Annotated in this window: 18 protein-coding genes and 2 pseudogenes; 7 read left to right on the top strand and 13 right to left on the bottom strand. The window is 60.1% G+C overall.

The window, feature by feature from the left end; translation table 11 throughout:
* Positions 1-3 precede the first annotated feature (3 nt).
* Positions 4-2,154: a TonB-dependent receptor gene (locus P0D84_RS22170; RefSeq protein ID WP_408340391.1), complete on the bottom strand. Its 2,151-nt coding sequence runs from the start codon at positions 2,152-2,154 to the stop codon at positions 4-6.
* A 602-nt stretch (positions 2,155-2,756) separates the two neighbouring features.
* Here P0D84_RS22170 and P0D84_RS22165 point away from each other — a divergent pair.
* Positions 2,757-3,038 (top strand): hypothetical protein, encoded by a 282-nt coding sequence (locus tag P0D84_RS22165; protein ID WP_408340389.1) that lies wholly within the window; start codon positions 2,757-2,759, stop codon positions 3,036-3,038.
* A gap of 124 nt (positions 3,039-3,162) precedes the next feature.
* Here P0D84_RS22165 and P0D84_RS22160 read toward each other — a convergent pair whose 3' ends face one another.
* Together P0D84_RS22160 and P0D84_RS22155 are read right to left on the bottom strand one after the other, a co-directional pair.
* Positions 3,163-4,098, bottom strand: coding sequence for an ATP adenylyltransferase family protein (locus P0D84_RS22160; RefSeq protein ID WP_408340387.1), 936 nt, complete (start codon positions 4,096-4,098; stop codon positions 3,163-3,165).
* A gap of 42 nt (positions 4,099-4,140) precedes the next feature.
* Positions 4,141-4,626, bottom strand: coding sequence for an adenosine-specific kinase (locus P0D84_RS22155; RefSeq protein ID WP_408340385.1), 486 nt, complete (start codon positions 4,624-4,626; stop codon positions 4,141-4,143).
* A 236-nt stretch (positions 4,627-4,862) separates the two neighbouring features.
* Between P0D84_RS22155 and P0D84_RS22150 the strand changes: the two genes are divergently transcribed.
* On the top strand, positions 4,863-5,027 hold the full coding sequence (locus P0D84_RS22150; protein ID WP_408340383.1) for an FmdB family zinc ribbon protein: 165 nt from the start codon (positions 4,863-4,865) through the stop codon (positions 5,025-5,027).
* A gap of 334 nt (positions 5,028-5,361) precedes the next feature.
* Here P0D84_RS22150 and P0D84_RS22145 read toward each other — a convergent pair.
* From P0D84_RS22145 to P0D84_RS22120, 6 genes and pseudogenes are all read right to left on the bottom strand, one after another.
* Positions 5,362-5,766 (bottom strand): annotated as a pseudogene (locus P0D84_RS22145) (hypothetical protein); the annotation flags it as partial.
* A gap of 14 nt (positions 5,767-5,780) precedes the next feature.
* A pseudogene (locus P0D84_RS22140) lies at positions 5,781-6,014 on the bottom strand (DUF6429 family protein).
* Positions 5,992-6,594: a cysteine hydrolase family protein gene (locus tag P0D84_RS22135; RefSeq protein ID WP_408340381.1), complete on the bottom strand. Its 603-nt coding sequence runs from the start codon at positions 6,592-6,594 to the stop codon at positions 5,992-5,994. Before P0D84_RS22135 ends, P0D84_RS22140 begins: the two are co-directional and overlap by 23 nt.
* Positions 6,595-6,840: 246 nt before the next feature.
* Complete coding sequence (locus P0D84_RS22130) at positions 6,841-8,421, bottom strand: EAL domain-containing protein (protein WP_408340379.1); 1,581 nt, start codon at positions 8,419-8,421, stop codon at positions 6,841-6,843.
* 126 nt (positions 8,422-8,547) lie between these two features.
* The gene (locus P0D84_RS22125) at positions 8,548-10,389 is read right to left on the bottom strand and encodes a diguanylate cyclase domain-containing protein (RefSeq protein WP_408340377.1); all 1,842 of its coding nucleotides are present in this window, start codon (positions 10,387-10,389) and stop codon (positions 8,548-8,550) included.
* A 277-nt stretch (positions 10,390-10,666) separates the two neighbouring features.
* The gene (locus P0D84_RS22120) at positions 10,667-12,367 is read right to left on the bottom strand and encodes a methyl-accepting chemotaxis protein (protein WP_408340375.1); all 1,701 of its coding nucleotides are present in this window, start codon (positions 12,365-12,367) and stop codon (positions 10,667-10,669) included.
* Between the two features lie 460 nt (positions 12,368-12,827).
* Here P0D84_RS22120 and P0D84_RS22115 point away from each other — a divergent pair, with 460 nt between their 5' ends.
* A complete protein-coding gene (locus tag P0D84_RS22115; RefSeq protein ID WP_408340373.1) occupies positions 12,828-13,883 on the top strand; it encodes a cache domain-containing protein in 1,056 nt (351 codons plus the stop codon).
* Positions 13,884-14,176: 293 nt separating this feature from the next.
* Positions 14,177-15,130, top strand: a complete 954-nt coding sequence (locus P0D84_RS22110) for a LysR family transcriptional regulator (protein ID WP_408340371.1) — start codon at positions 14,177-14,179, stop codon at positions 15,128-15,130.
* On the opposite strand, the gene P0D84_RS22105 is transcribed toward P0D84_RS22110, so the two are convergent.
* Positions 15,127-16,071: a cupin domain-containing protein gene (locus P0D84_RS22105; RefSeq protein ID WP_408340369.1), complete on the bottom strand. Its 945-nt coding sequence runs from the start codon at positions 16,069-16,071 to the stop codon at positions 15,127-15,129. The genes P0D84_RS22110 and P0D84_RS22105 overlap by 4 nt on opposite strands.
* A gap of 366 nt (positions 16,072-16,437) precedes the next feature.
* Between P0D84_RS22105 and P0D84_RS22100 the strand changes: the two genes are divergently transcribed.
* A complete protein-coding gene (locus P0D84_RS22100; protein WP_408340367.1) occupies positions 16,438-17,607 on the top strand; it encodes a porin in 1,170 nt (389 codons plus the stop codon).
* A gap of 110 nt (positions 17,608-17,717) precedes the next feature.
* Here the strand turns inward: P0D84_RS22100 and thrS are convergent, their stop codons facing one another.
* Positions 17,718-18,932, bottom strand: a complete 1,215-nt coding sequence (gene thrS, locus P0D84_RS22095) for a threonine--tRNA ligase (RefSeq protein ID WP_408340365.1) — start codon at positions 18,930-18,932, stop codon at positions 17,718-17,720.
* A gap of 388 nt (positions 18,933-19,320) precedes the next feature.
* Between thrS and P0D84_RS22090 the strand changes: the two genes are divergently transcribed.
* Positions 19,321-19,806, top strand: coding sequence for a GNAT family N-acetyltransferase (locus P0D84_RS22090; RefSeq protein ID WP_408340363.1), 486 nt, complete (start codon positions 19,321-19,323; stop codon positions 19,804-19,806).
* Positions 19,807-19,861: 55 nt separating this feature from the next.
* Positions 19,862-20,668: an aminoglycoside phosphotransferase family protein gene (locus P0D84_RS22085; protein WP_408340361.1), complete on the top strand. Its 807-nt coding sequence runs from the start codon at positions 19,862-19,864 to the stop codon at positions 20,666-20,668.
* Positions 20,669-20,731: 63 nt separating this feature from the next.
* Here P0D84_RS22085 and P0D84_RS22080 read toward each other — a convergent pair whose 3' ends face one another.
* Together P0D84_RS22080 and pdxR are read right to left on the bottom strand one after the other, a co-directional pair.
* Positions 20,732-21,064 carry a hypothetical protein gene (locus tag P0D84_RS22080; RefSeq protein ID WP_408340359.1) on the bottom strand — a complete coding sequence of 111 codons (333 nt, stop codon included), beginning with the start codon at positions 21,062-21,064 and terminating at the stop codon, positions 20,732-20,734.
* Between the two features lie 223 nt (positions 21,065-21,287).
* Positions 21,288-23,075: a MocR-like pyridoxine biosynthesis transcription factor PdxR gene (gene pdxR / locus P0D84_RS22075; RefSeq protein WP_408340357.1), complete on the bottom strand. Its 1,788-nt coding sequence runs from the start codon at positions 23,073-23,075 to the stop codon at positions 21,288-21,290.
* Between the last annotated feature and the right edge of the window lie 59 nt (positions 23,076-23,134).

The following is a 23,134-nucleotide window of genomic DNA, read 5'->3' as shown; positions in this document are numbered from 1 at the left end:
TTTTCAATAGTCTACTTCCAGGCTTGCCATAAAGGTCCGCGGTTGACCCAGGTAGGCTGTGTTGGCGCCAGCGCTTCCCACGATATTCCCGTCCGCAATGGATGAGTAATATTCCTTGTCCGTAACATTTATGACCTGGAAGCGATAAATTTCGCGATGATTCCAGTAATGCGCCGAGTACCGCATTCCCAGGTCCAGTGTGGTGTACGCAGGAGCAAACGAGTTGTTCGTGTTGGTTGCCGCTCGATCACTTTCGTAATGAACGGCTCCGGTCAGGCCGAAGCCCTGGCTAAACCCAGGGTGGTAATCGAACGCGAGATCCGCCTTGAATTCCGGAACACCAACGACCCGCTTATCGCTCGTCGTTGCATTTCCGGTGCCTTTCAGGCGTGCATCGATGTAGGTCACACCACCGAAGAGACTCAGGTACGGCAGCACATCCCCCTGGACGAACAACTCCGCGCCCGTGTTCATCTGTGTACCTACTACGGAAAACACATTGGTCTGCGCGTTGGTGTTAGCAAGCGGACGAGTCATTCGAAATGCAGCCAATGTGACAAGCAGATCATCGGACATTGCATACTTCGCGCCGACCTCGTATTGCTTGTCCTTGTACGGTGCCATGAACTGGTTGGCGTTCACGGTGCCCGCCGGTGCCTGGTCACCTTCTTCGATGCTGTCCGAGTACGTCGCGTAAGTAGTGACCTGGGGAAGCGGCTTATAAATAATGCTGACAGTCGGACTCAGGTCGCCGTTGTGGTCATCCGAACTCGTGACCTTGCCTGCGGCATTGAAGCTTGTATCGTGCAGGAACGACGTGCTTAAGACCCCTTGCAGCGCAAGCTGATCGTTCAAGTGAAGGGTGTCGCCCGTAATGATGGATTGTTCAATCAACGAAGCAGATCGATACTCGCCGCCCGTCGCGGGAACCGGTGGCGACGAGAATACGACTGGGCTCGCGAGACTGGCGCTGCCGAGCACGGTCGCTATGGAATTTCGCGACGAATACTGATTGTTGACGAAACCGTTCGTCCCGATCGTCACGTCGTTTCTTAAGCCCAACACGTCGAAATGACCATTCAGAGCTGCCGTGTTGCTGCTAATCGTGAAGTGCGGAATCGCAGTGAAGTTTTTGGTTACCGTGTAGTTGCCGGCGTTGTTGGTCAACGCATTGGTGATCCCGTAAAGTCCTCGTTCCGAATTCTGGTAAAGGCCGCCGACTTCGAAGCTCCAGTTGTCGTTGAACTTGTGTTTGACTTTGACCAGCGCGGTGTTTGTCACCAGGTCAGAGCCGGCGCCCGGCTGACCGTAGCCAAGCCTAGTCGGGTCAACCGCGCTCGGCAGCATAGTGCTTTTGCCGCCGTCATACACGATGCTTCCGGGCAGGCCGGTGATGTCGGTCGAATAATGGCTGAAGTCCGCTTCAACGACTGTCTTGTCATCGACATGAAAGTCGAAGTCTCCACTGACCAAGGTTCGATTGACATTGCTTTCAGGAGCCCAACTCTGGCCTTCGCCGTGTACCAGGTTGAAGCGATAGCCTAGCGCGTTGTCGGGACCGGTACGGCCGCCCACATCGACCTGTTCGGTGAAAACGCTGTCCGAGCTATAACCCTCTGTAAATTGTGCAGTCGTTGTATCGGTGGGACGCTTCAGTATGTAGTTGAATACACCGGCAGGCGTTTCCGGTCCGTATAACGAGCCGGCAAGTCCATTCAGGACCTGGATACCAGACAGGTTCTCGGTCGGAATAGCCGTTGTACCAATGACGTTCAAACCATCCAGCCTGGTGTTTTGCACAATGCTGCTCTGAAAGCCCCGCGACTGCGGACGCGACACCTCATAGCCTTGCTGGTTCCGGATGATGACTGACGGAAGAGAACGCAAGGCATCGTTGACCGTGCGCGCCTGGGTGTTGACGATCACGTCCTGCGGAATCACCGTGATTGACGTCGGTGTGTTCAGAATCGACTGGTTACCCATCGGACCAAACACCGCGCTTAGTGGGTTGTAGTCAGGCACTGCGGGAAGGCTACTTTCAGTGATCGAGATGGCCGGCAGGGAAACGCTTGTTTGTGCCTGTGCCTGTGCCTGTGCCTGTGCTCCCGGAAGGGCGATCGCGGCGACCATCCACACAGCTTTTTTGTGATTCATTCCAGCCCTTACGAAATATTCAAAAAAATTTCCTCCCGTTATATACAGTGAAACATATCGAAGAATCAACTCACGGACAGAAACGGTCTATTTCGAACGACGCAACGGCGTCAGTAGGTCGGCTTGATGGGTTGATTTGGCGACGCGGAAGACGAGTTTTCCAACGCGGCGATGCATGCGCAATTCGCCGCGCGGCTAGTTCCCGACATGGCAAAAAAGTGCAATAACTCAGTGCCCGCAGCGGCCGAATGGGCATTCGTGGGCCATTTCGTTTTTTGTGGTGTACCGCCTACTGCCCGACGCAATCAGCATACGCCGAGTGAAACTTGCGAAGCGGCGCTCGGCGACTCGCGGTCGACGATTTTTCAAGCACCTTCCCGCGCAGTGCGTCGACCCGCCTAACGTGGATCACTCCGCAACAGGTTATTGCGTTCGCCTGGGCCATCCGAAGAGCCGTCCAGTCTCACCGCCCGATGCCCCTAGCGTCAACGATAGCCGTTATTTCGATAGCATATGGAGGCTGACACGCCGGCACAGCGGGGAAACTCGGTATAGTTCAAAGACGTGGGCATTTCGGTTGCCCCATTTTGACGGATGTCGATATGATTCCAATCGGTGTAGCAGCCACAGTACTCAGCGACGTAAGCAGCGCCATCGGTTCCGGGCTGTCGAAGCTGACAGGCCAAAGCTCCACGAGTGAATCGAGCCAGCCGAGCTTTGCAGCACATCTGAATGCGGCAACGTCGCAGAGCAGCCTTGGCAAAAGCGTCCATCATGCGCATGGCGCAGTAAGCGCATTGGCGGGTTGGTCGCCATCGTCATCACAATCCACTACTGGTTCCGGCACGACAATGGTCGGCTCGGTTATCAATATCAGCGCCTGAAATACCACCGCATACGAGTCGACCAGCCGTTACTGGCTGTACTGAGACCTTACCTTCGGCCACCGCTACCGCCGGATCGACCTTCTCCGGTGGCACAATTGTTTCGCATCTGGAAGCGAAAACGCTATGCAGATGGGCCCGGTCGACCCACGGCGGCAGGGACCGCGACGCGTTGCAGCACGGACATCGGACCGAGCCTTTTAATGACTTCCATCTGTGCTGCGTCACGCACGAAGAGCGATCCGGCAAACCCCAGCGCATTCACTGAAATGCCCTCGACCCATTCCGAATGCCTTGGTACGAGCAGCATCCATTGGCGGGTGACAAGCAGGTTGTACGGTGCCGACTGATGCAATTCGCCATTCACCTCGATCGCTCGCAGGCCAGTCGCTTCGAGCAACGCGTGGTAGCAATCAAACGCGGCGTGTGCTGCGTGCCGCGAGGCGGCAGGAGTCAGTTTCAGACGGGCGAACGCGTGCAGAAAAGGCAGGCCAGGTATAGTGCCGACCGGACCTTCCATGCCTCCGGGCCTGAAAACGGATTCAATGGGGAGCGGCGGACCTGATTCTCCGAGCGGCAGCGGCACGATCTGCAGATGCTTGTGGTGTTGACTCGCGCCGGATTCCGCTCCGCCATTGTAGAAGCCGAGGCCGTCGAACTCAGCCATGCAGGCGCCCAATGCAACAAAGTCCGCGAACTCGAGCAACGCTTCCTGCGGTTTAAAGCGACGGGTGACGATCAGGAGATGATGGTCGATGACGTTGAACTTGTTGAGCAAGGCGACGTGTGTGTCCGAGAGATCGGCCACAAAGAGGTCGGGGTCGTAAGGAAGGAACGGATTCACCGCGCTGCACGCCCCCACCTCGACCTTGCGCGCCTGTCGGGTTTCCTCCTTGCGCGCAAGGCTGGAGACCTGGTGGACGAGAAAGCGTATACCGCGTTCTTCGAGCATCGTCTGGATTGTCTCGATTGGCCGCAGTGCACCACGACGCAGCGCATGCTCAGTCTGACGCAGGATGGCCGGCCACAGCGTGCCGGGTTGCAGACGTAAATTTTCCATGGTTCGATGAGCACGCGTGTCGCGCGAGGAGAGCGGCCGCACCTACACTTTGTAACCGATAGCACGTAACAGATCCTTACGCCATTGGACGTCCTCCTCGTTTTCCACGCCGAGCGGCGGGAACCCGTCAACCACACCCAGGATGCCGCGCCCCTGCTCTGTCTCGGCAACCAGAATCTGCGTCGGATTCGCCGTCGCACAGATTATCCGGCATACCTCCGGCACAGCTTTTATCGCATTCAGAACATTGACGGGGTAAAAGCCATCGCCGAGAAAAATCACGAAGCTGTGACCCGCACCGATGGCCGTGGCATTCTGGCACGCCAACTCGACCAGGGCGGCGTCCGTGCCAGACCGGCGCACAAGGCGCTTACCTGACGCTTCACAAAAGGCCAAACCAAACTTGATACCCGGAACGGTACCGACCATTGCCTCGTGCAGATCCTCGACAGACTTGATGAAGTGGCTTTGCCCCAGGATGAAGTTCGTCGCTTCGGGTTTGACGATTGTTACCGTAAGCACTTGCATATCGGACCTCGCTCTGTGCTGCCAAGAACACTGGGAGAGAGCGGTTTTCGCCAGCAGGCGGGTATCAGTACATCAAGTTTCGCCGGACGGTGACCGCCTTGACCATAATCAAGCCTAGTACGAACTGGAGACGCATGCCTGTGCATTTCCTGCACTAGAATGGATTTTCACAGTGCCGAACAGTGCTAGTGAGTCGTATCAGGTCAGCCAGGTGAATTCTTGTTGGAGAAGTGCAAATGCCAACGTACCAATATCGTTGCGAGAAGTGTGGCCATTTGTTCGAGCACGCTGAGCATCTCGCTGAACACGAGAGCGCCCATCCGCGTTGCCCGAAATGTGCAAGCGAGATGTGTCAGCACGTACCGACGCCATTTATCGCCAAGACGTCAAAAAAGAGTTGAGATCTCACACCGCGTCAATTCGTCCATGGAGCGGATGATTAATTGTCGGCGCGATTTTGTCGCGACAGAGGCAATGATGATCGTCTCAGGTCGTTGAGGGTTGTTGGATCCCTGCCGAGGTCAGCATGACTGTGAACACGCTGCGGCGCGTGGCGGCAGGCGTCGAACAAGCCTCAACGGATCCTGCCGGATGGTGGTCGTCGCTGATCGACCCACACCGGCCACCTGTAGCCTGAACGGAAGATAGTCACGCCTGGCGTATGCACGACTGGTCGGGGCGACCACGCATATGCACTTTTTTTCGCGAGTTGGATACCGGCAACGAGCGATTCCTTTATAGAGTGGTCGTGGTGCCTTCCCGCAAAAAAAGCGGTAGCTCGGGAATAACCGGAAATTCCGCCCAGGTATTGCAGGGACGTGCCGCGTTCTCGCAACGAAGCTTGATGCCTTTCTTGAAACGGCACGAAATCCCCGCGAGCAAGGTCGCCGCCTGCCGCGCCGTGATGCGGCCTTGCGCCACGCCCTTCGCATCAAGCGCGATCACCTGATACAACTCGCGGTCGCATTCGAGTTCCTGCTGATACTTCTCCATCGTATCCACCAGCAATTCAAGCAGCGTCTGACGACGCCGTCTTTCATCGACCGTGATAGAAGGATTCCTACATATCGAGGACGCAAGTGTGATCAAGGTATCCAGTTGATCCAGGTGCCGGTCGGATAAATGGAATGCCGACAGGGCAAAAGTTCATTGAATCAATTCCCGGTTCTTTCCGGAATGACAAAGTGCTGAATAAAAAGCCGCTCGGACTCGCGCAGTCCTTCTTCCGTAAAGATCACGGACTACGTCTTGTTGACGGGGTCGTCGATGAAGCCTCGTTCGTAGAGTCGGTTCAGCACATCCCAGTCGAAGCCCTTCCATGCGCGGTATCGGTCGTGCAGTGTCAGGTAGAGAAGTGCCAGGACACTAAGCAAGCAACAACAAGGCATCAGCGAGTGAGAGCACCGTCGTGCGCGAATCGAACGCCGTTGAAAAAAGATGATCGTGCACGACCTGGTCCGGGTCGTAGCAGCAATCCTTGACCGTGAATAAGCGGAAGTCCGCATCGCTCGCGTACGCAACCGACGACAGCACGACACCGGTCGACGCTATGCCCACCATGAGCAGCGTATCGATCCCCTGCGCGGAAAGCCGCGCCTGCAGCCCGGTACCGAAGAACACGCTCGCACGATGCGCGATGATGAGCGGCTCAGTGGCCTGCTGGCCGAGTTCGGGCGCGATCTTGTCGTCGACGAAAAGACCAAGTTGCTTGATTCCCTGCCCGTTCCTGTTCAACGGACTGACTTCCGGATAGCCTGGACTAAACTGGATCTTGGCGAAATAGACGCTGACACTTCTGGCTCGCGCAGCGTCACACAGCCTGCGCGTATTGGCGAGCAACGTGGGCGCGACCGATGGAAATAACGCCAGGATGTCAGTCTGATAGTGCATGACCACGAGAGCGGTTTGCGCTGGAACGATCGCTGGAATTTGCATGTTCACGTTTTGCGCCGCGGCGGCGCTTCCCATGCCCTGTTGATGATCCGCCGGATCGACGGGTCCAGATTCAATGCGTAGCGACCAAGGGCTACGCGATAAAGAAAGACGCTCGACTCTATCACGAGCGCCATGAAGCGAGATTTCAGGCACGCGAAGCATGGTGGCCCTGGTCGATTCAGCCAACGACGAGCCGTTTGAGCGTCTGGTTGCACCTCATCTACCCGGGCACTATCAATCATGGCACGAGGGGTTCTCGATCCGGCAAGCGAAGCCCGGCTATATTTCGGCCCCGTGACCGCAATCAATCGAGCGTAACGGGGGCGGCCCGAAGCCGGCGGCACGTCCGGCTGACGCCGCATAGCCTTGTGCGAATTGCGTGGCCGAACCCGGCCTCGCGAACAAAAAGCCTTGCGCCAGCGTCACGCCGATCTTGTTCAAAACGCCTAGCTGCGCCGGTTCCTCGACGCCCTCTGCAACCACCAGTGCGCCGACTTGCCCCGCGAGGAACGTGATGGCCTCCACCAGCGCGTAATCGTCGCCGACGACATTCTGGATGAATTGCCGGTCGATCTTGATGTAGTCGAAGTGAAATCGCTTCAGCAGCACAAGGTTGCTGTTTTCAGTGCCGAAATCGTCGACGGCAAACTTGACACCTTGGCGCCGCAGTTCGGCGAGGCTGTCTTTCACGCCGTCAACGCCCGCGAGCAAGCCTCGTTCGGTGATTTCGAGGACAACCTGCAGTCGGGTCTGACTGGCAGCGAGGATCTCGTTCAGGTCGCCGGGAAAGCCGCTCAGGCCTGCATGGAACGCCGCGAGATTGACGGTGAGGCTAAACCCGTCTGGCAAATCCATGGCGCCCAGTTCGCTGAGCGCCCGCCGGAGGACGAATTGCGTCAAGTCCGCGATCAACGGGCTGCGCTCAACTTCGCCGATGAAATGGCCCGGCGTCACCAGGCCCCGGTGGGGGTGCTGCCAGCGCACCAGCGCCTCGGCGCCCACCCAACGCCCGGTCGCGATGTCGACGATAGGTTGATAGAAGACCACGAATTCACCGCGTGCGAGACCTCGACGGACCTGACGGATCAGACGCTGCCTCGGTGCGTTGCAAGTGAGATAGCCGGTGGCTGTCGCCGAACCCAGCAACAGTCCGATCAGCAAAGCCACACCTTCGCCATCAATCAAGGCTTGCAGCCGCCATGCGGTGCATCCCTTTACCGACACGGAGAAAATCGCATGAGGAGCGGCGTAACTCGCCCAGTCTTTACCAGACGGGATAGACGTCACAAAACGCCCGTCGCTGGTGAGCGCGCTGCCGTCGGAGCCGATGGCAGCCGCTGATAGCGCGCCGGCCGCCTGCACGCTCGCAAGGATGTCTTCGACGTAAGCGCCTGGAACGACGAAGCCGATGCCGCTTTGCCTGGACAGGCGCTCGTATATCACCATCGCCCGCCAGTGCGGACGACGTGGCGCGCCGCCATGCATCACGATCCGGGTCGCGGCGCCCGGGGACATCAGGTACGCCTGCAACGGGACGTCGCGGTCCCCAAATACGGACGAGCAGTAGATGCGATCGTTCGTGACGAAAAAGACATTGCGAACATATTGTGCAAGCCTGTCGTCTTGCGTAATCGTGGCCTGAATCCTCGCGCAGGACTGCCCCGCGAACTGTGCGAGGTGCTGTCCGTCGGTCCTGACCGCATCGACGAGATTCCCCAGCGGCAGAGCAATGTTTTTCGCAAGGGCCGCTTCGCGCTGCAGCGTGCGCTCGGTGACAACATGGTAGCCAACCGCGACGGATGCCGTCAGGACCGCGCCGAAGATGCCGGCGGCCGACAACCACACCCTCCATGGCTGCATGATCCCATCAGTGGTACGAGGAAATAGGGTGGTAGCGAGTCTGGTGATCACGGTCGTGCCGAACATCGGAAGGTGGTCGAGATTCGATTGACCGCTTCGCGAACGCGTACGCGAAGCGGCGTCACATCATGAAACAGCCTGATCTGCAAAATCGGCATCAGCCGAGCAGCTCCGGTTCCTCCCTTGCTGTTTGGCCGTGTAGAGCGCCCTGTCTGCTGCCGCGACGAGGCTATTGCCGTCGCCACCTTCGACCGGTCGTTGCGCGGCCACACCAGCGCTGATGGTCACGATACCGGCACGGGAAGCCTGATGTGGAAGCCGCAGGTTTTCGACCGTTGCCCGGATGCGCTCGGCAACGCGCTGCGCGCCCTCCTGATCGGCGTCTCGCAAGATCAGCGCGAACTCTTCGCCGCCATACCGTGCCACGACGTCTGTCGGTCGCCTGGCCGCGGAGGCAATCGCCTGTGCGATCGTACGCAAGCACTCGTCGCCACCCTGGTGCCCGTAGTGGTCGTTATAGTCCTTGAATGCGTCGATATCGATCATGATCACGGCCATCGGGCACGGGCCGACTGCGCGTGCTTCCTTACGCCATTGGCGCTCGAGTTCATGATCAAAATGTCGCCGGTTGAACACGCCGGTCAGGCCGTCGCGGAAAACGAGCGCCTGCAGTTCCCTGCGTTCGACTGCGAGGCGTTGCTCCGCGACCCTGTTTTCCGTAATGTCGCGAACGGTAGCCATCACTGCCTCAGGCTTGCCGGAAAACGGGTCGATGATCAGCCGCAGACATGTTTTCATCCACAGGACTTGACCGTCCGGTCGCCGAAAGCGACTGTCGTGAGAGGCCTCTGTCACCCCCCCGGTCAGGCTTTCAATGGCGGTGGCCAGTGCAGCGCGGTCGTCCAGCAGGACGAGGTCCGGGTAGTAAATGCCGAGGAGGTCACCAGGGGCATAGCCCAGCACGGGGGTAACCCTTGGCGAGACGTAGGTCAGCCTGCCCTCAAGCTTCATGCTCATGACAATGTCAGTAGCGTTCTCTGCAAGTACCTGGTATCGCCGCTCGCCGTCGCGTAGCCGTGCGATGAGGCGATTGCGCTGCGCCTGAGACGCGCTGATGGGCAACGCTATGGCCAGCGCCGCCATGTAGTAGAGCTGCAGGCCGAAAATGCGACCCTGTGTGTTCTCAAAAGGCTCGATCCAGAACGGGCCAAGGCCGTGCATCGTGAAGCACATCGCAATCGCCAGGCACAGCAGGAGGCCAAGCAGCACGGCAGCGAGTTCTGCCTGAAATGCCAGCACCGCGATAGGCGGAAGAGCCCAGTAGAGCGGGTGAAACCGGTTTTGCCCGAATACCACCGTCGTGACAACGCAGACCAGCAGCAACAGACAACCGGTCTTCATGCGGTTGGCGGCGCGCAGAACTTGAGTCACTTCGCCCGTCCAGAAGGCCATGGCCACCGGCGTGAAAATGACGAGGCCCAGAGCATGCGAGACGTACCAATAGACCAGGGTCGGCAGTAAAGGGTCGGTCAGTGGCCGCCCCACCAAAGCCGTCTCAAGTAACCCGGGTGCAATAGGGGGGAGCAGTGCGCCACCGACGAGAAACCTGACCAGCGGTTTGGGACGAATCAGTTCGGCAACCGTGGCAACACGCGGGACGAACAGCAACGCGATCACCACCTCGAGCATGCCGCTGGACGAATACGACAAGAGCACCGCCATACTCTCACCGGCCATCAGCCTGGGCGCGAGATTGCCGAGCGCTCCGCCGGCGAGCACCCAATATCGCTGCCGGGGCCGCGCAACCACAATCTGCGCGAGCAAGACCGAGTTGGTAAGCCAAATCGGCGCGATTTCGTCGTCCACGGTCTTGAGTGCAAAGCTGACCATGCAAGCGAGCGATGTCGCCATCAAGGCTAGCAGCACTGACCGGAGATTGTGGATCCACGGAGGCGATGCGACATTCATGAACGTGTCTCCGGTGATTTTTTGTATGAATTGAAATGCATGTCTCGACTCTCGACCTCCGCCCACCGCACCTCGTTCAGGTATCGGTGAAATGCGCTCTCGCTGTAGCGAATTCAGGCAATGGCTCAGTACCTATCGTGTTTTCATACACGCCGGTATTCCACGTGGGACCCCGATGAGCCCTGTCCGCCGGAGTTTTGCAAGTTGAGCGGCGAACCTTTAGTGCCAGGTCGGGCTGACTGCGCTGCTGCTCAATCACCCTGCAAGACGGACGCCTTTAAAAGCTGTCCCATTCTCCAGCCTCAGCGGTTTGCGCCACCCGAACGGGTTGCGGTGCGGACCGCTTCGCTGCAGGCGTGACCGGCGCTCTCGCGCGCACCGGAGCCACCGTGCGTGCCGGCGCGACGGGACGCGTGGCCCCGGCCTCATGAGCCACGTCTAGCCTGAACATCGATACGGACGCTTTCAGATCGCTCGCCTGCGACTCGAGCGAGCTGGCGGCGGCCGCCGCCTGTTCGACCAGCGCCGCGTTCTGTTGCGTGACTTCGTCCATCTGCGTGACGGCCTGGTTGACCTGGCCGATGCCCTTGCTCTGTTCCTGTGAGGCGGCGGTGATTTCACCAATGATGTCCGCCACGCGTCTGATCTCATGAGTGATCTCGCGCATCTTCGCGCCCGCTTCCCGCACATGGCCGGCGCCTGCCTGCACGCGCTCCACGGATTCGTGGATCAGCTCCTTGATTTCCTTGGATGCCGCCGAGGAGCGCTGCGCCAGCGAACGTACTTCCGAGGCGACCACCGCAAAACCCCGTCCCTGCTCACCCGCACGCGCCGCTTCGACGGCCGCGTTTAGCGCCAGGATATTGGTCTGGAAGGCGATGCCCTCGATGATGCCGACAATGTTGGCGATCCTGTCCGAACTGGCGTTGATGCCGTCCATGGTTTCCACCACGCGTGACACCACGGTGCCACCCTGTTCCGCCACCGCGGCAGCCTGCGCAGCGAGCTGGTTGGCCTGACTGGCATTGTCGGCATTCTGGGTAACGGTCGAGGTCAGCTGCTCCATGCTGGACGCCGTTTCCTCGAGCGAGGCGGCCTGCTCTTCGGTGCGCTGCGACAGGTCCTGGTTACCCGCGGCAATCTGGTGCGTGGCAGTGGCAATGGAGTCGGCCGACACCTTGATCGTGCCGATCGTGTGCGTGAGCTGCTCCTGCATGCGCTTCATCGAGAACAGCAGGCTCGAGCGGTCATGCGGTGCCGTCTTCACCACGGCAGTCAGATCGTTGTTGGCAATCTGGTTGGCGATCCCGGCGGCATAGGACGGCTCGCCGCCCAGTGAGCGGAGGATGCCGCGGTTGAGCAGCACCACGACAGCTGACAGGGCACCGGCCAGGATCACCAGAATGCCGAGGCTCTGGTACAGCGACGAGCGGAATGCCGCATCGAGGTCGTCGATATAGAGCCCCGTGTTGATAATCCAGTCCCACGGTTGATATGTCACGTTGTAGGCAATTTTCGGGAAAGTTCCGGTGCTTCCCGGCCTGTTACCCGCAAATGCGGTAAAGCCCTTTCCGTCGCGCTTGATGACAGCAACCATATCTCTGAAGAGGTAAACACCGTTCGGATCCGTGTAGTCGCTGACGTCCTTGTTGTTCATCTCCGCTTGCATGGGGTGCATCAGGACCTTCGGCTGCGAATTGACGATCATGAAATAGCCAGCCTCGCCGTACCGCATGTTCCGGATGCGCTCCATTGCTCGCTTCTGGGCTTCCGCCAAAGGTATGGCGCCAGCGGCCGCCTCCTCAGCAGAGCTCTTGACGATACTCAGGGCAAGTTCCGACGCGTGTATCAGGTCGGCCTTGCGCTCCGCCAGCCGCATTTCTCTCGTCTGGTAAGCGTTGTAGATCGATATTCCAGCGAGACACACCAGGCTCAGAATCAGTGGCAGCCAGAGCTTCTGGACGAAAGACAATTTCATTTTTATGGATTCCTTACGTTTGCCATGTCACGAGCATGCAGATTGCATTCAAGATACATAGTCCAGTCATCCCAGGGATATCGGCTGGAGTTCACCCCACTTGAGCGGACGGCGACTCATGCGGCCATTTGTCGCAGCTCGGCTTAGAACCTCAGTGGAGCGCGCAGGTCGCCATGAGTACCGCTTACATAAACCTGTCGTCGCTTTGGCAAGAGGGGAGGCTTCAGAGACGGCCACATAACAGAGGTCACGTTGACGCGACGCGGCTGCTCGCGACGAGCGCAATGGGCGACAAAAAACGCCAAGCGTCGGTGCGCACGAAAATGGCGCATCAAAGCGCCAAAATATCGGTCGTTTTTCCCTTAAGTATCTGCTTCAAAATGCCGTTAATCCCGATTACTTCTTCGAACTGGCGAGGAGCCAACGGGCTCCCCACCCCGCACGCATTTGGGATATACAGATGTCCATAGAGCAGGCAAAACCTCGTCAATCGTCCGAAGGCGCGATCATCGCCGGATTGACCCGCGAAGTGCGCAAGATCTCCAGGGATAAGATCGCCGATATCGACCTGATCAATCGCGAGGCGACCTATCTGGCAATCAACGCGTTGATCGAAGCTGCTCGTGCTGGAGAGGCAGGCCGCGGCTTTGCGGTCGTCGCGAACCAGGTCAAGAACGTGTCCGGCCGGATCGGGCAACTGACCGGCGAGCTGGGTAAGGAATTGACCAGCATCAGCGAACGCATGGTGACGGAACTTGAGCGGCAACAGGGCCAGCGTCTGACCGACCTGGCGTTGAACATGATCGACGTGGTGGACCGCAACCTTTACGAACGGTCATGCGATGTGCGTTGGTGGGCAACCGATGCAGCGGTTGTCGATTGCATGACGATTGGATCGGCGCCGGCTGCCGCGCATGCGGCAAAGCGGCTGTCCGTCATCCTGGATAGCTATACGGTGTACCTCGACATCTGGGTGCTGGATACCGAGGGTTGCGTCGTTGCGAACGGAAGACCTTCGCTGTTTCCAGTCGTCGACAGAGTGAACGCTGCCCAGCATGACTGGTTCGCTGCGGCGCTCGCTACGCGCTCCGGCGATGAATACGCAACCGCCAACGTTGACATAGCCGCGGATCTGAACGGCGCGCAGGTTGCCACCTATGCGACGGCGATCCGCAAGGACGGTGCGAGTGACGGAAAGGTCGTCGGCGTTCTGGCCGTGTTCTTCGATTGGGCCAAGCAGGCGTCGACCGTCGTCAATGGCGTCCGGCTGACCCATGGAGAACGGGAGCGGACGCGCTGCATGATCGTCGACGCAAGTGGTCGCGTGATCGCCTCCTCCGCGACAGCGGGCCGCGAGGGTATGCGCTTCGACCTGCCACCGAACATTGCTGATACCGGAACTTACCGTACGGCTGAAGGATCGCTTGTCGGATATGCGCTGACACCCGGCTATGAAACTTATCGCGGTATGGGCTGGTTCGGCGTAATCGAGCAACAGTCGGATCAAACACTGTAACCGTGGTCGTTGGCATGGACACACGCCAACAAGCGACACTCGCGGACCTGCAACCCATGACCGAACGCTCCCCCCAAAGCGGACTTTTGCATACAACGCAATCGCTTTGACTCTGCGATCGGCTCCATCCTCACGTTGACAGCGCTGTGCCAGTACACTATCCGTCCAGGCAAAAGCCGGATTGTGCGGTCCACGCGCATGCGCCGACGTCTCGCACGCAGAGCGTTGCGCGGCTTCCGGTCCCCACTTCGTGAAGTTTTCTTGCAGGACGCGCGCTTCGCGTCGGAAATACCATGGATTATTTTGCGGCGGTAAGGGCCTTCGTTTGCGCCGCTGAACTGCAGAGTTTCAGCAAGACGGCCCGTGAATTGGCGGTCAAAACCTCGACCGTCTCGCGCTACGTGAGCGAGCTGGAAAAGGATCTGGGCATTGCCCTGTTTAACCGGTCGACGCGTGGGCTCGTCCTGACGGAGGGCGGCAGGCTGTTTCGTGAACACGCCATGGTTGCCCTGCAGGCGCTCGATGATGCGCGCCAGGTGACGTCGTCACTGAATCGCACGCCGCAAGGCGTGCTACGCGTCACGATGCCGGCGGCATTCGGGCGCCGGCATATCGTGCCGCATCTGCCGGCGTTCATGACGCGCTACCCCGCCATCGGCCTCGATATCGTGTCGACCGACGAAACGCTCAATATGATCGAAGCTGGGATCGACGTGGCGATCCGTATCGGCGTGCTGCCCGATTCGTCATTGATGGCCAGGCGCATTGCACCGCATCGTCGTATCGTCTGCGGCAGCCCGGCGTATTTCGAGCGAAGCGGGATGCCTCGTGTCCCTGAAGATCTGGCCGCGCACGATGCGCTGCGCTTGTCCCTGCTGCCGGACGACAAATGGTCCTTCACCCACGCCGCAGACAGTCACGCGGCGTCGGAGCAGGTGGTGGTGGAATTGCAAGGGCGCTTGCGCGCAGACGACTCTGAAGCCGTGCTGGAACTCGCTGTGGCCGGCTGCGGGCTTGCTCTTCTGCCGACATGGCTCGCGGCTACGGCTCTGCGCGAAGGGCGCCTGCAGCACGCGCTGCCTGAATGGGAGGCGCGCACGGGGCGAGCCGAACCAGCGGTCTGGGCGGTCTACCCCCCGAAGAAAATCGTCTCGTCGAAGGTGCGCGCCTTCGTGGATTTTTATGCCGAGGTGTTTGGCGAGCCGCCGTACTGGGACGACGGACTCGCGCTGGCGCTACAGCCTTAACGGGCAAAGCGGATATCGAGCGTGCGCAGCCAGGTCTGCAAGCCGGCATCCTGGATAGGAATCACATAGGCGTTCTCGTTCGTTTCATTGAAGTGCGCATGCCAGTATCCCGGCGGTGTAACGAACGCCATCCCGGCTTCCCAATCGACGCGCGTGGGATCCGCGATATTGCCGTTCTCATCCAGTTCCGTACCGACCAGCGTATAGACACCCGGCTGGCCGCCGGCGATGAAGTCGAGTGCGATCGACTGGTGGCGGTGCGGCTTCTGGATCGAGTTGGGCGGCACAATGCCGAACATGGCCCACAAGACATGCGTGACCGTTCGCGTTTGGGGGAAGTTGGCATTGCCCATCAGCACGCTGATGCGGTTGCGGCGACCCGCATTGGCTTCTTCCGCGACCTTGCGCAATTCCGCCTGCGCCCGGGCGGCCGGATAGAGCGTCGGTGTAAAGCGCGCCTCTACGCCGGTCGTGCCGAGATAGGTGAGCAGCGGCGCATCGTTGACGTAGTAGAGCGTTGCCGTCGCGTCGGCGGACAGCACGGCGGCATCGCCACCGGGCAGCGTGAAGAAATCGCCCTGCCCAAACGGGAAGCGGGTCTCGCCCTGCGTCACGTTGCCGGTCCCGCTGATGACGTAGCAAAGCTGCGAGGTTGCGTTCGGGGCGAGCGTCAACGCATCCCCGGCGTTGATGCGCAGGAAATTGGCGCACAGGCCGGGACCGGTCGCGGGACTGGGGCACCCCAACTCCGCGGAGAGGTCGAGGGGTACGATGCGGGTCTCGCCGGTTGCGTAGAGCGAAGGCGAGAAATTGCGGAACGGCACGCGCGAGATGAGCTTCGCGCCGATCGGATTGGCCGACGACGTATATTCGAAGTATTGCGCGTCGAGGGTAACGGCATCGAGTTCGGCGAGAGGCGCCGGGGACGTTTTGGTCAACATAGTCGGGTCCTTAAGATTGGGGAAGCTTCGCGTGGGCCCCGCAAGTTGGGGTTCGCGTCTGAAAGCTGAACCGACTATAAGTGCGAGCCGCTGGCCTCAGAAGTGCCGGACATCGAAATCACCTTTGCGCAAATGGGTCCACCGGGTTGGCTGACTCCAATTGTCGATGCAAAGGTTTGCACTGTGATCCCGGCATTGGCGGCGAACTGTTACCCCGTTCAAATCAACATATCAGCTACGATTTAGACGGCCCAGATTCTTTGAGGACGCACAGGCGGCAAGCGCCTTTTTTTGTTGTTACCGCTATATAAAATAATATATAGCGGTAATCGTTTATGCATCGAACTACGAATCTTGAAAGTGCAAATGATTAAATCGGTTTTTTCGGCGGCTGTTTTATTTCTCTGGGCGGGAACCAGTTATGCACAAAGCAGCGTGACGCTTTACGGCATCATCGATACTGCGGTGATTTATGGGAACAACGAGAGTACGGGGCAACGAGGCGTGGGCCGCAGCGGTGTCGAGATGGACAGCGGTGGCATCAGTGGGTCGCGATTTGGCTTTCGCGGAACGGAGGACCTTGGCGGTGGACTTGCCGCTATTTTCGATCTCGAGGACGGCTTTTCCAGCGCCAATGGCAAACTCAGCAATACAGGCGACATCTTCGGGCGGCAGGCCTATGTCGGCTTGCGTTCCTCACGCTATGGGACCGTCACCCTCGGACGGCGCTACGCTTTCATGTCCGAATGGGTGTCGCCGCTAAGCGCCGAGGGAATTGGATGGGCCGGCAATCTTGCCGATCACCCGTTCGATAACGACGATATGATTCGGCATCAGAGCGTCAATAACTCGATAAGATTCGACAGCGTCAATTACAACGGTTTGCAGGCGGGCGGCATGTATGGCTTCTCGAACGAAGCAGGCCAATTCTCCAACAATCGGGTCTATAGCTTTGGTACGCGGTACGCGAATGGCCCGGTGTCGTTGGCGGCTGCCTTCGAGCAGGTCGATCGCTCTGCCAGCGCTACCGACCTGAACACGAACGGCGCCGAGAGCAGCGACGATTCTGTTATTAACGGCGGTCGGGAGCAAATCTGGGGGGTCGGAGGCAAGTACAGTTTTGGGGCCTCGTCTGTGGGCTTCGTATGGACGCATTCGGCCTTTAATAATGTCACCAGCGCGTACGGCGAGGGTGGTGCTTTTCCCGGTGGCGATGGCAACAATCTTCGCTTCGACAACTTCGAAATCAATGGCCGGTACTTTGTGACCCACGCCTTGAGTCTTGGCGCGTCGTACACCCTGACCGATGGACATTTCGATTCAGGAAGCGTGCATCTCAATCCAAAATGGCACGAGGCCATCGCTCAGGCCGACTATTCCTTTAGCCGACGCACCGATGTCTATCTGGAAAGCCTCTACCAGGTAGTCACTGGGGGCGGTGGCATGGCGCTATTTAACGCGTCGATGTTCAACGTCCCGCCATCGGCCAACAATCGGCAGTTGTTGTTGGTCATGGGGATGCGGCATCAATTCTGACATTGCGGGCGGGACACCCCGTGGTCTGGCACCGGCGGTGGCGGGTGAACCGGTTGGCGGCCACACGTGTGGCGGCCACACGTGTGGCCGCCACTAATGACAGGCGCCCGTCACAGCCTCGATTGCAATGGAGGTGGCAGCGCAGCCAGCCTTAAATACTCGACACCTTCCGCAATCGCAAACGTCGACTGCTGCCCGTCGCGCATGCGAATGCTGATTGTCCGATCACGTTCATCGCGCGAACCTACCGCGACAAAAATCGGCACCTGCTTTTCCCTTGCGTCGACGATCTTCTTTTCCAGCCGCTCCGGTCGGTTGTCGAGCAGCACCCGTATGCCTGTGTCATCGAGCGCCTGCATCACTTCCCGCGCGTAGGCCGTATTCGCATCGCTGATCGTCGCGACCACGACCTGCTCGGGCGCGAGCCACACCGGCAGCCATCCTTCGTGATGTTCGAGCAGCATCGCGATGAAACGCTCCATGCTGCCGAGTACCGCGTGATGAATCATCACCGGTCGCTCGCGTTCATTGCGCTCGTTGACAAACTCCGCGTCGAGCCGCTCGGGCAACACGAAATCGAGCTGGATCGTGCCGCATTGCCAGCGGCGTTCGCGGCTGTCCGTTAAATGAAACTCCAGTTTCGGGCCGTAAAATGCGCCCTCTCCTTCGAGTATGTCGAATTCGAGGCCCGCTGCACGCGCTGCATTTGCCAGTGCTTCTTCCGCGCGATCCCACGTTGGGTCGTTGCCCGCGCGCATCGCTGGCCGCGTGGCGAGCGCGACCTTGAAGTTGGGGAAACCGAGGTCCGCATAGACCGCACGCAACAGCGCGCAGAAGCGGCCGACTTCGGCTTCGATATGCGCCTCCGTGCAGAACACATGCGCATCGTCCTGCACGAACGCACGCGTACGCTTGAGCCCTTCAAGCGAGCCCGAAGGTTCGTCACGGTGACACGCACCGAACTCGCTATAACGAACCGGCAACTCGCGATACGACCGCACACGCTGGTTGAACACCTGTACGTGACAGGGACAACTCATCGGCTTCAGACACAGCGCGCGCCCTTCTTCCGCGTCGGCCAACGAATACATGGACGCACCGAACTTCTCCCAATGCCCGCTTTTCTCCCACAACGAGCGCGCGAGCAATTGCGGCGTACGGATCTCGCGAAAGCCCGCGCGCCGCATGCGGGCGCGAATGGTGTCTTCCAGCAGACGGTACAGCTCCCAGCCGCGCGGGTGCCAGAAAACCATGCCGGCGCCTTCTTCCTGCTGGTGGAAGAGGTCGAGTTTGTTGCCCAGTACACGATGGTCGATGTCGTTCACGATGACGCTCCGTTTGTCTTGACGTTGCAGATACGGTGGATCGATGCCGCAAACGGAGGTCCAGAAATGCCAAAGGCCCCGTCCGTTTCCGGCGGGGCCTTTGGTGGTCTGCCACAGCTTCTTGCTTCTAGCGTGCGCAACCTCCAGACGACCCGCCTGTGAAGGTGGTCGTCGTGGTGGTGACGGCAGCGAAGGGAATCGAGTGGAAGTCCATGGATCGACAGTAAGCGATTTTGCGAAGGCACGTCAATCACAATCTCCACATCGCAGGGTGCCAGCGCTCGCTGGCCATGACAGCAGAATAAACGATACGATGCATGTTTGATCCGATGCGCAAGCGTACTCGCTAACCTTCGATCCACCCTACAAACCGACCGAGCACCTGATCTTGACCATCCACATCCGCCCCGCCCACGCATCCGACGCCGCGTTGATTCTCCGCTTCATCACCGAACTCGCGGTCTATGAAAAAGCGGAGCACGAAGTTGTCGCTACCGTTCAAGATATCGAAACGAGCCTGTTCGCCGCCAGCTCGACCACGAAGGCTTTGATCTGCGAGATGAACGGCGAGCCGATCGGCTTCTGCGTCTATTTCTTTTCTTATTCGACGTGGCTCGGCAAACACGGGCTTTATCTGGAAGACCTGTACGTGTCGCCGAGTTCGCGCGGCAGTGGCGCGGGTAAGCAGATGCTGCGCCACCTGGCCCAGATTGCATGCGAGAGCGGCTGCGGCCGCTTCGAATGGAGCGTGCTCGACTGGAACGAGCCGGCGATCGGCTTCTATGAATCGATCGGTGCGAGCGCGCAAAGCGAATGGGTTCGCTATCGGTTGGCGGGCGAGGCACTCACGGCGTTTGCCGATGGCAATAGATGAGACACGCTTGCCGCCGAACAGAACCCACGCGGCCACACTCGCAGCCTGACGCGTGATGTTCGCCGAGTACATCGTCAAGTGGGACTTGCTGCCGGACGGCGAGCCGATTCGCACGCATAGCAGCCGCCTGTTGCCGGTGCGCCAGCATGGCGTCGCCGCGATGCTTAAAGTTGCGCAGGAACCCGAAGAGAAATTCGGCGCGCAATTGATGGTGTGGTGGGACGGCGATGGCGCGGCCCGCGTGCTCGCGCATGACGCCGACGCCCTGCTGCTGGAGCGCGCCCCAAGCCATTACTCGTTGGCGGACCAAGCCCGCATGGGCGACAACGATGCGGATGACCATGCCATCGACATCCTTTGCGCCGCTGCGGCAAAACTCCACGCACCGCGTAACAAACCCCTGCCCGAACTGGTCGGCTTGCCACGCTGGTTCCAGTGTCTCTGGCCCGCGGCAGAGCATTACGGCGGCTGGCTCGCCGAAAGTGCCGCCGCAGCGCAAGCACTGCTTGCCGCGCCTCAAGACCAGGTTGTGCTGCACGGCGATATCCATCACGGCAACGTGCTCGATTTCGGCGCACGCGGCTGGCTGGCGATCGACCCGAAAGGTCTGTACGGTGAGCGCGGTTTCGACTATGCGAACATCTTTTGCAATCCGGACCAGGCGTCCGCACTCGTACCCGGACGGTTCGCGCGCCGCGTCGAACGCGTGGCGCACATCGCCGCGCTCGACAGGCGCCGCTTGCTGCAGTGGATTCTCGCGTGGTCGGGTTTGTCGGCTGCGTGGATTCTTGAAACGGGTGCGGCGCCGGACGTCGATATGGACATCGGCAGAATGGCGGCTGAAGCGCTGAAGCGGAAGTGACCGCTGGGAAGTAAGCAATCATCAGGCGGCAGCCGTTAAGCCGCCGCCCAGGCATCGCATCAATCAATGCGGGGCTTTGCCGTTGGGCACGGCGTCCAGCGGTTTGTGCTGCTCTTCGCCGAGTCCTGGGAAGAATGCGTTCCACGCAGCGCGCACGCCCTGAGCTGCGGTGGCTTCCGCGCCGATCGATTCTGCCTCGCCCTCGCCAGCTTTCGACGGGTCGGCGGAAAGTCCGCGCCAGTGCGTGAACACCAGCAACGGTTTCTCGGTCCATATGCCGGCGCCATACTTCGCAAAGGCCGTCTCCCCGCTCGTCAATTGCACCTCGTACCAGCCTTCACGGACGGGCGTGTGGGCAGCAAGCTCAAACCAAGCGGTCGGTTCGATTTCCTTCATGTCGTCTCCGGTCGATAAATCGTCATAGATAACTACAACAAAGGCATTCTTCATGCCCGAGCCAGGTAGCGGCCCCGCAAGCGCGCGCCGCATGTCACGCGATGTCGCGTCGCGGTGCGCCGGGCATGACCTGCGGACGATTCGTCGACGTCGTGCACTTCCGAATCGCCGCGCATAAACGACACGATAGCGCGACATGGGCCGCGCGGACAAACGTAAAAACTTACACGGCGCGTTTGGCGGTTGTCCTGCTTGCCGAGGCGCTTGTCGAGGCGCTTGCCGAGCCGCTTGCCGAGCCGCTTGTCGCCCCGCTCGCCCGCCTGGATGGCGCCACGCTCGCCGGCCCACTGCTCGACTCGCGCGCGATCTCCCGCGCCAGCCTGGCCAAGGTGCGAACAGCGAGCACCAATTGCTCGGCGGTCGTGCCGCCATAGCCGATCACCAGCCCGTTCGCCTCCTCCCGCTGCTGCAATGCAAAACCCGACAACGCGCGCGGATTGAGTCGCGCGGCGAGTGCACGTTCGGCGAGGGTCCGATCGGAAATGCGCGGCGGCAGACGAAGTGTCAGATGCATCCCGCAATTGCCCCCCAGAATCTGCGACGGCGCGAAATGCGTGGTGAGCGCATCGCGCAGCGCCTGCTGACGCTCCCGATACAGACGCCGCATGCGGCCCAGATGCCGCCCGAATTCGCCGCTTTCGATGAAAGGCGCCAGCGCCAACTGCTCCAGACGGTGCCCGCCGCGCAGCATCTCCTGCAACGCGACCGCCGTGTGTGCGGCGATGCTGCGGGGCAGCACCACGAAGCCGATGCGCAGCGCCGGAAACATCGTTTTGCTGAATGAGCCGACGTACAAAACCGGCGCGTCCTCGACCAGCCCTTGCATGCTGGCGATGGGCTCACCGGTATGGCGGAACTCGCCGTCGTAGTCGTCTTCGATCAGCCAGGCGCCGCAGCGGCGCGCCTGCGCGATCAGCTCCAGCCGACGCGCCACCGACAGCACCGCACCGGTCGGATACTGATGCGCGGGCGACGTGTAGATCAGCTTGGGAGGATGCGTGCGCCACGCGTCGGCTGGCACGGCGATGCCTTCAAGGTCCACCGGCATCGGCCGCACGGCCAGATCGCCGACATTGAAGGCGGCCTTGGCGCCGCGATAGCCGGGATCCTCAACCCAGGCGAGGTCGCCCGGATTGGTAAAGAGCCGCACGCACAGGTTCAGCGCCTCTTGCGCGCCTTCGGTAATCACCACCTGCGAGCCCTCGCAGCGCACGCCCCGCGCCATCCGCAAATGCGCGGCGATCGCATCGCGCAACGCCGGTTCGCCCGTCGGATTGCCGTAGCCGAGCGCGAGCGGCAACGCACGCTCCATCGAACGTTCGAGTGCGCGCCGCCAGGCGGTCAGTGGAAAGCGGTCCAGTGCGGGCGTGCCCGGTGTCAGCGGCAAGGTGCTGTCGACATGGGTGCGGGTCGCCGCGAATTGTTCTACGCGCGCCGCGTAGGCGACTTTCGGTGCGACCGAGGGTGTCCGCGGTTCACCGCGTGCAGAAGGGCTGGAGAGCGGACTCACGCGCGTGCCCTTTTTGTCGGCCACGACATAACCGACGGCGGCCAGATGCTCGTACGCGATCACCACCGTGTTGCGCGACACGCCCATCTCCGCCGCCAGCATCCGCGACGACGGCAGCAGCGATCCTGCAGGCAAACGCCCCGTGAGGATCGCTTGCTGCAAACGTTCGATGAGTTGTTTTTGCAGCGGCGTGGATTTTTCGCCGCTGCCGGGGGCGGGGGCGGGGCTGGTGCCGGGGCTGGTGCTGGTGCTGGTGCTGGTGCCCTTGCCCTTGCCGGTGCCAGTGCCCTTGCCCTTGCCCTTGCCCTTGCCCTTGCCCTTGCCAGTGCCAGTGCCAGTGCCAGTGCCAGTACCAGTACCAGTACCAGTCCCGGTAGCGTTGCCGCTGGCGGCCCTGGTCTTGACGCCTGGGTTGGCGAGCGGACCAATGATTTCAATCATCGCGACTGGACCTATCAAATTGGCTTAAGTTGGATCTTTTTAACATACCACGTTTGCCG

It is taken from the genome of Paraburkholderia sp. RL17-337-BIB-A, assembly GCF_046025895.1.
Classification (GTDB): domain Bacteria; phylum Pseudomonadota; class Gammaproteobacteria; order Burkholderiales; family Burkholderiaceae; genus Paraburkholderia; species Paraburkholderia fungorum_C.
This window is presented reverse-complemented; position numbering and strand designations above follow the sequence as displayed.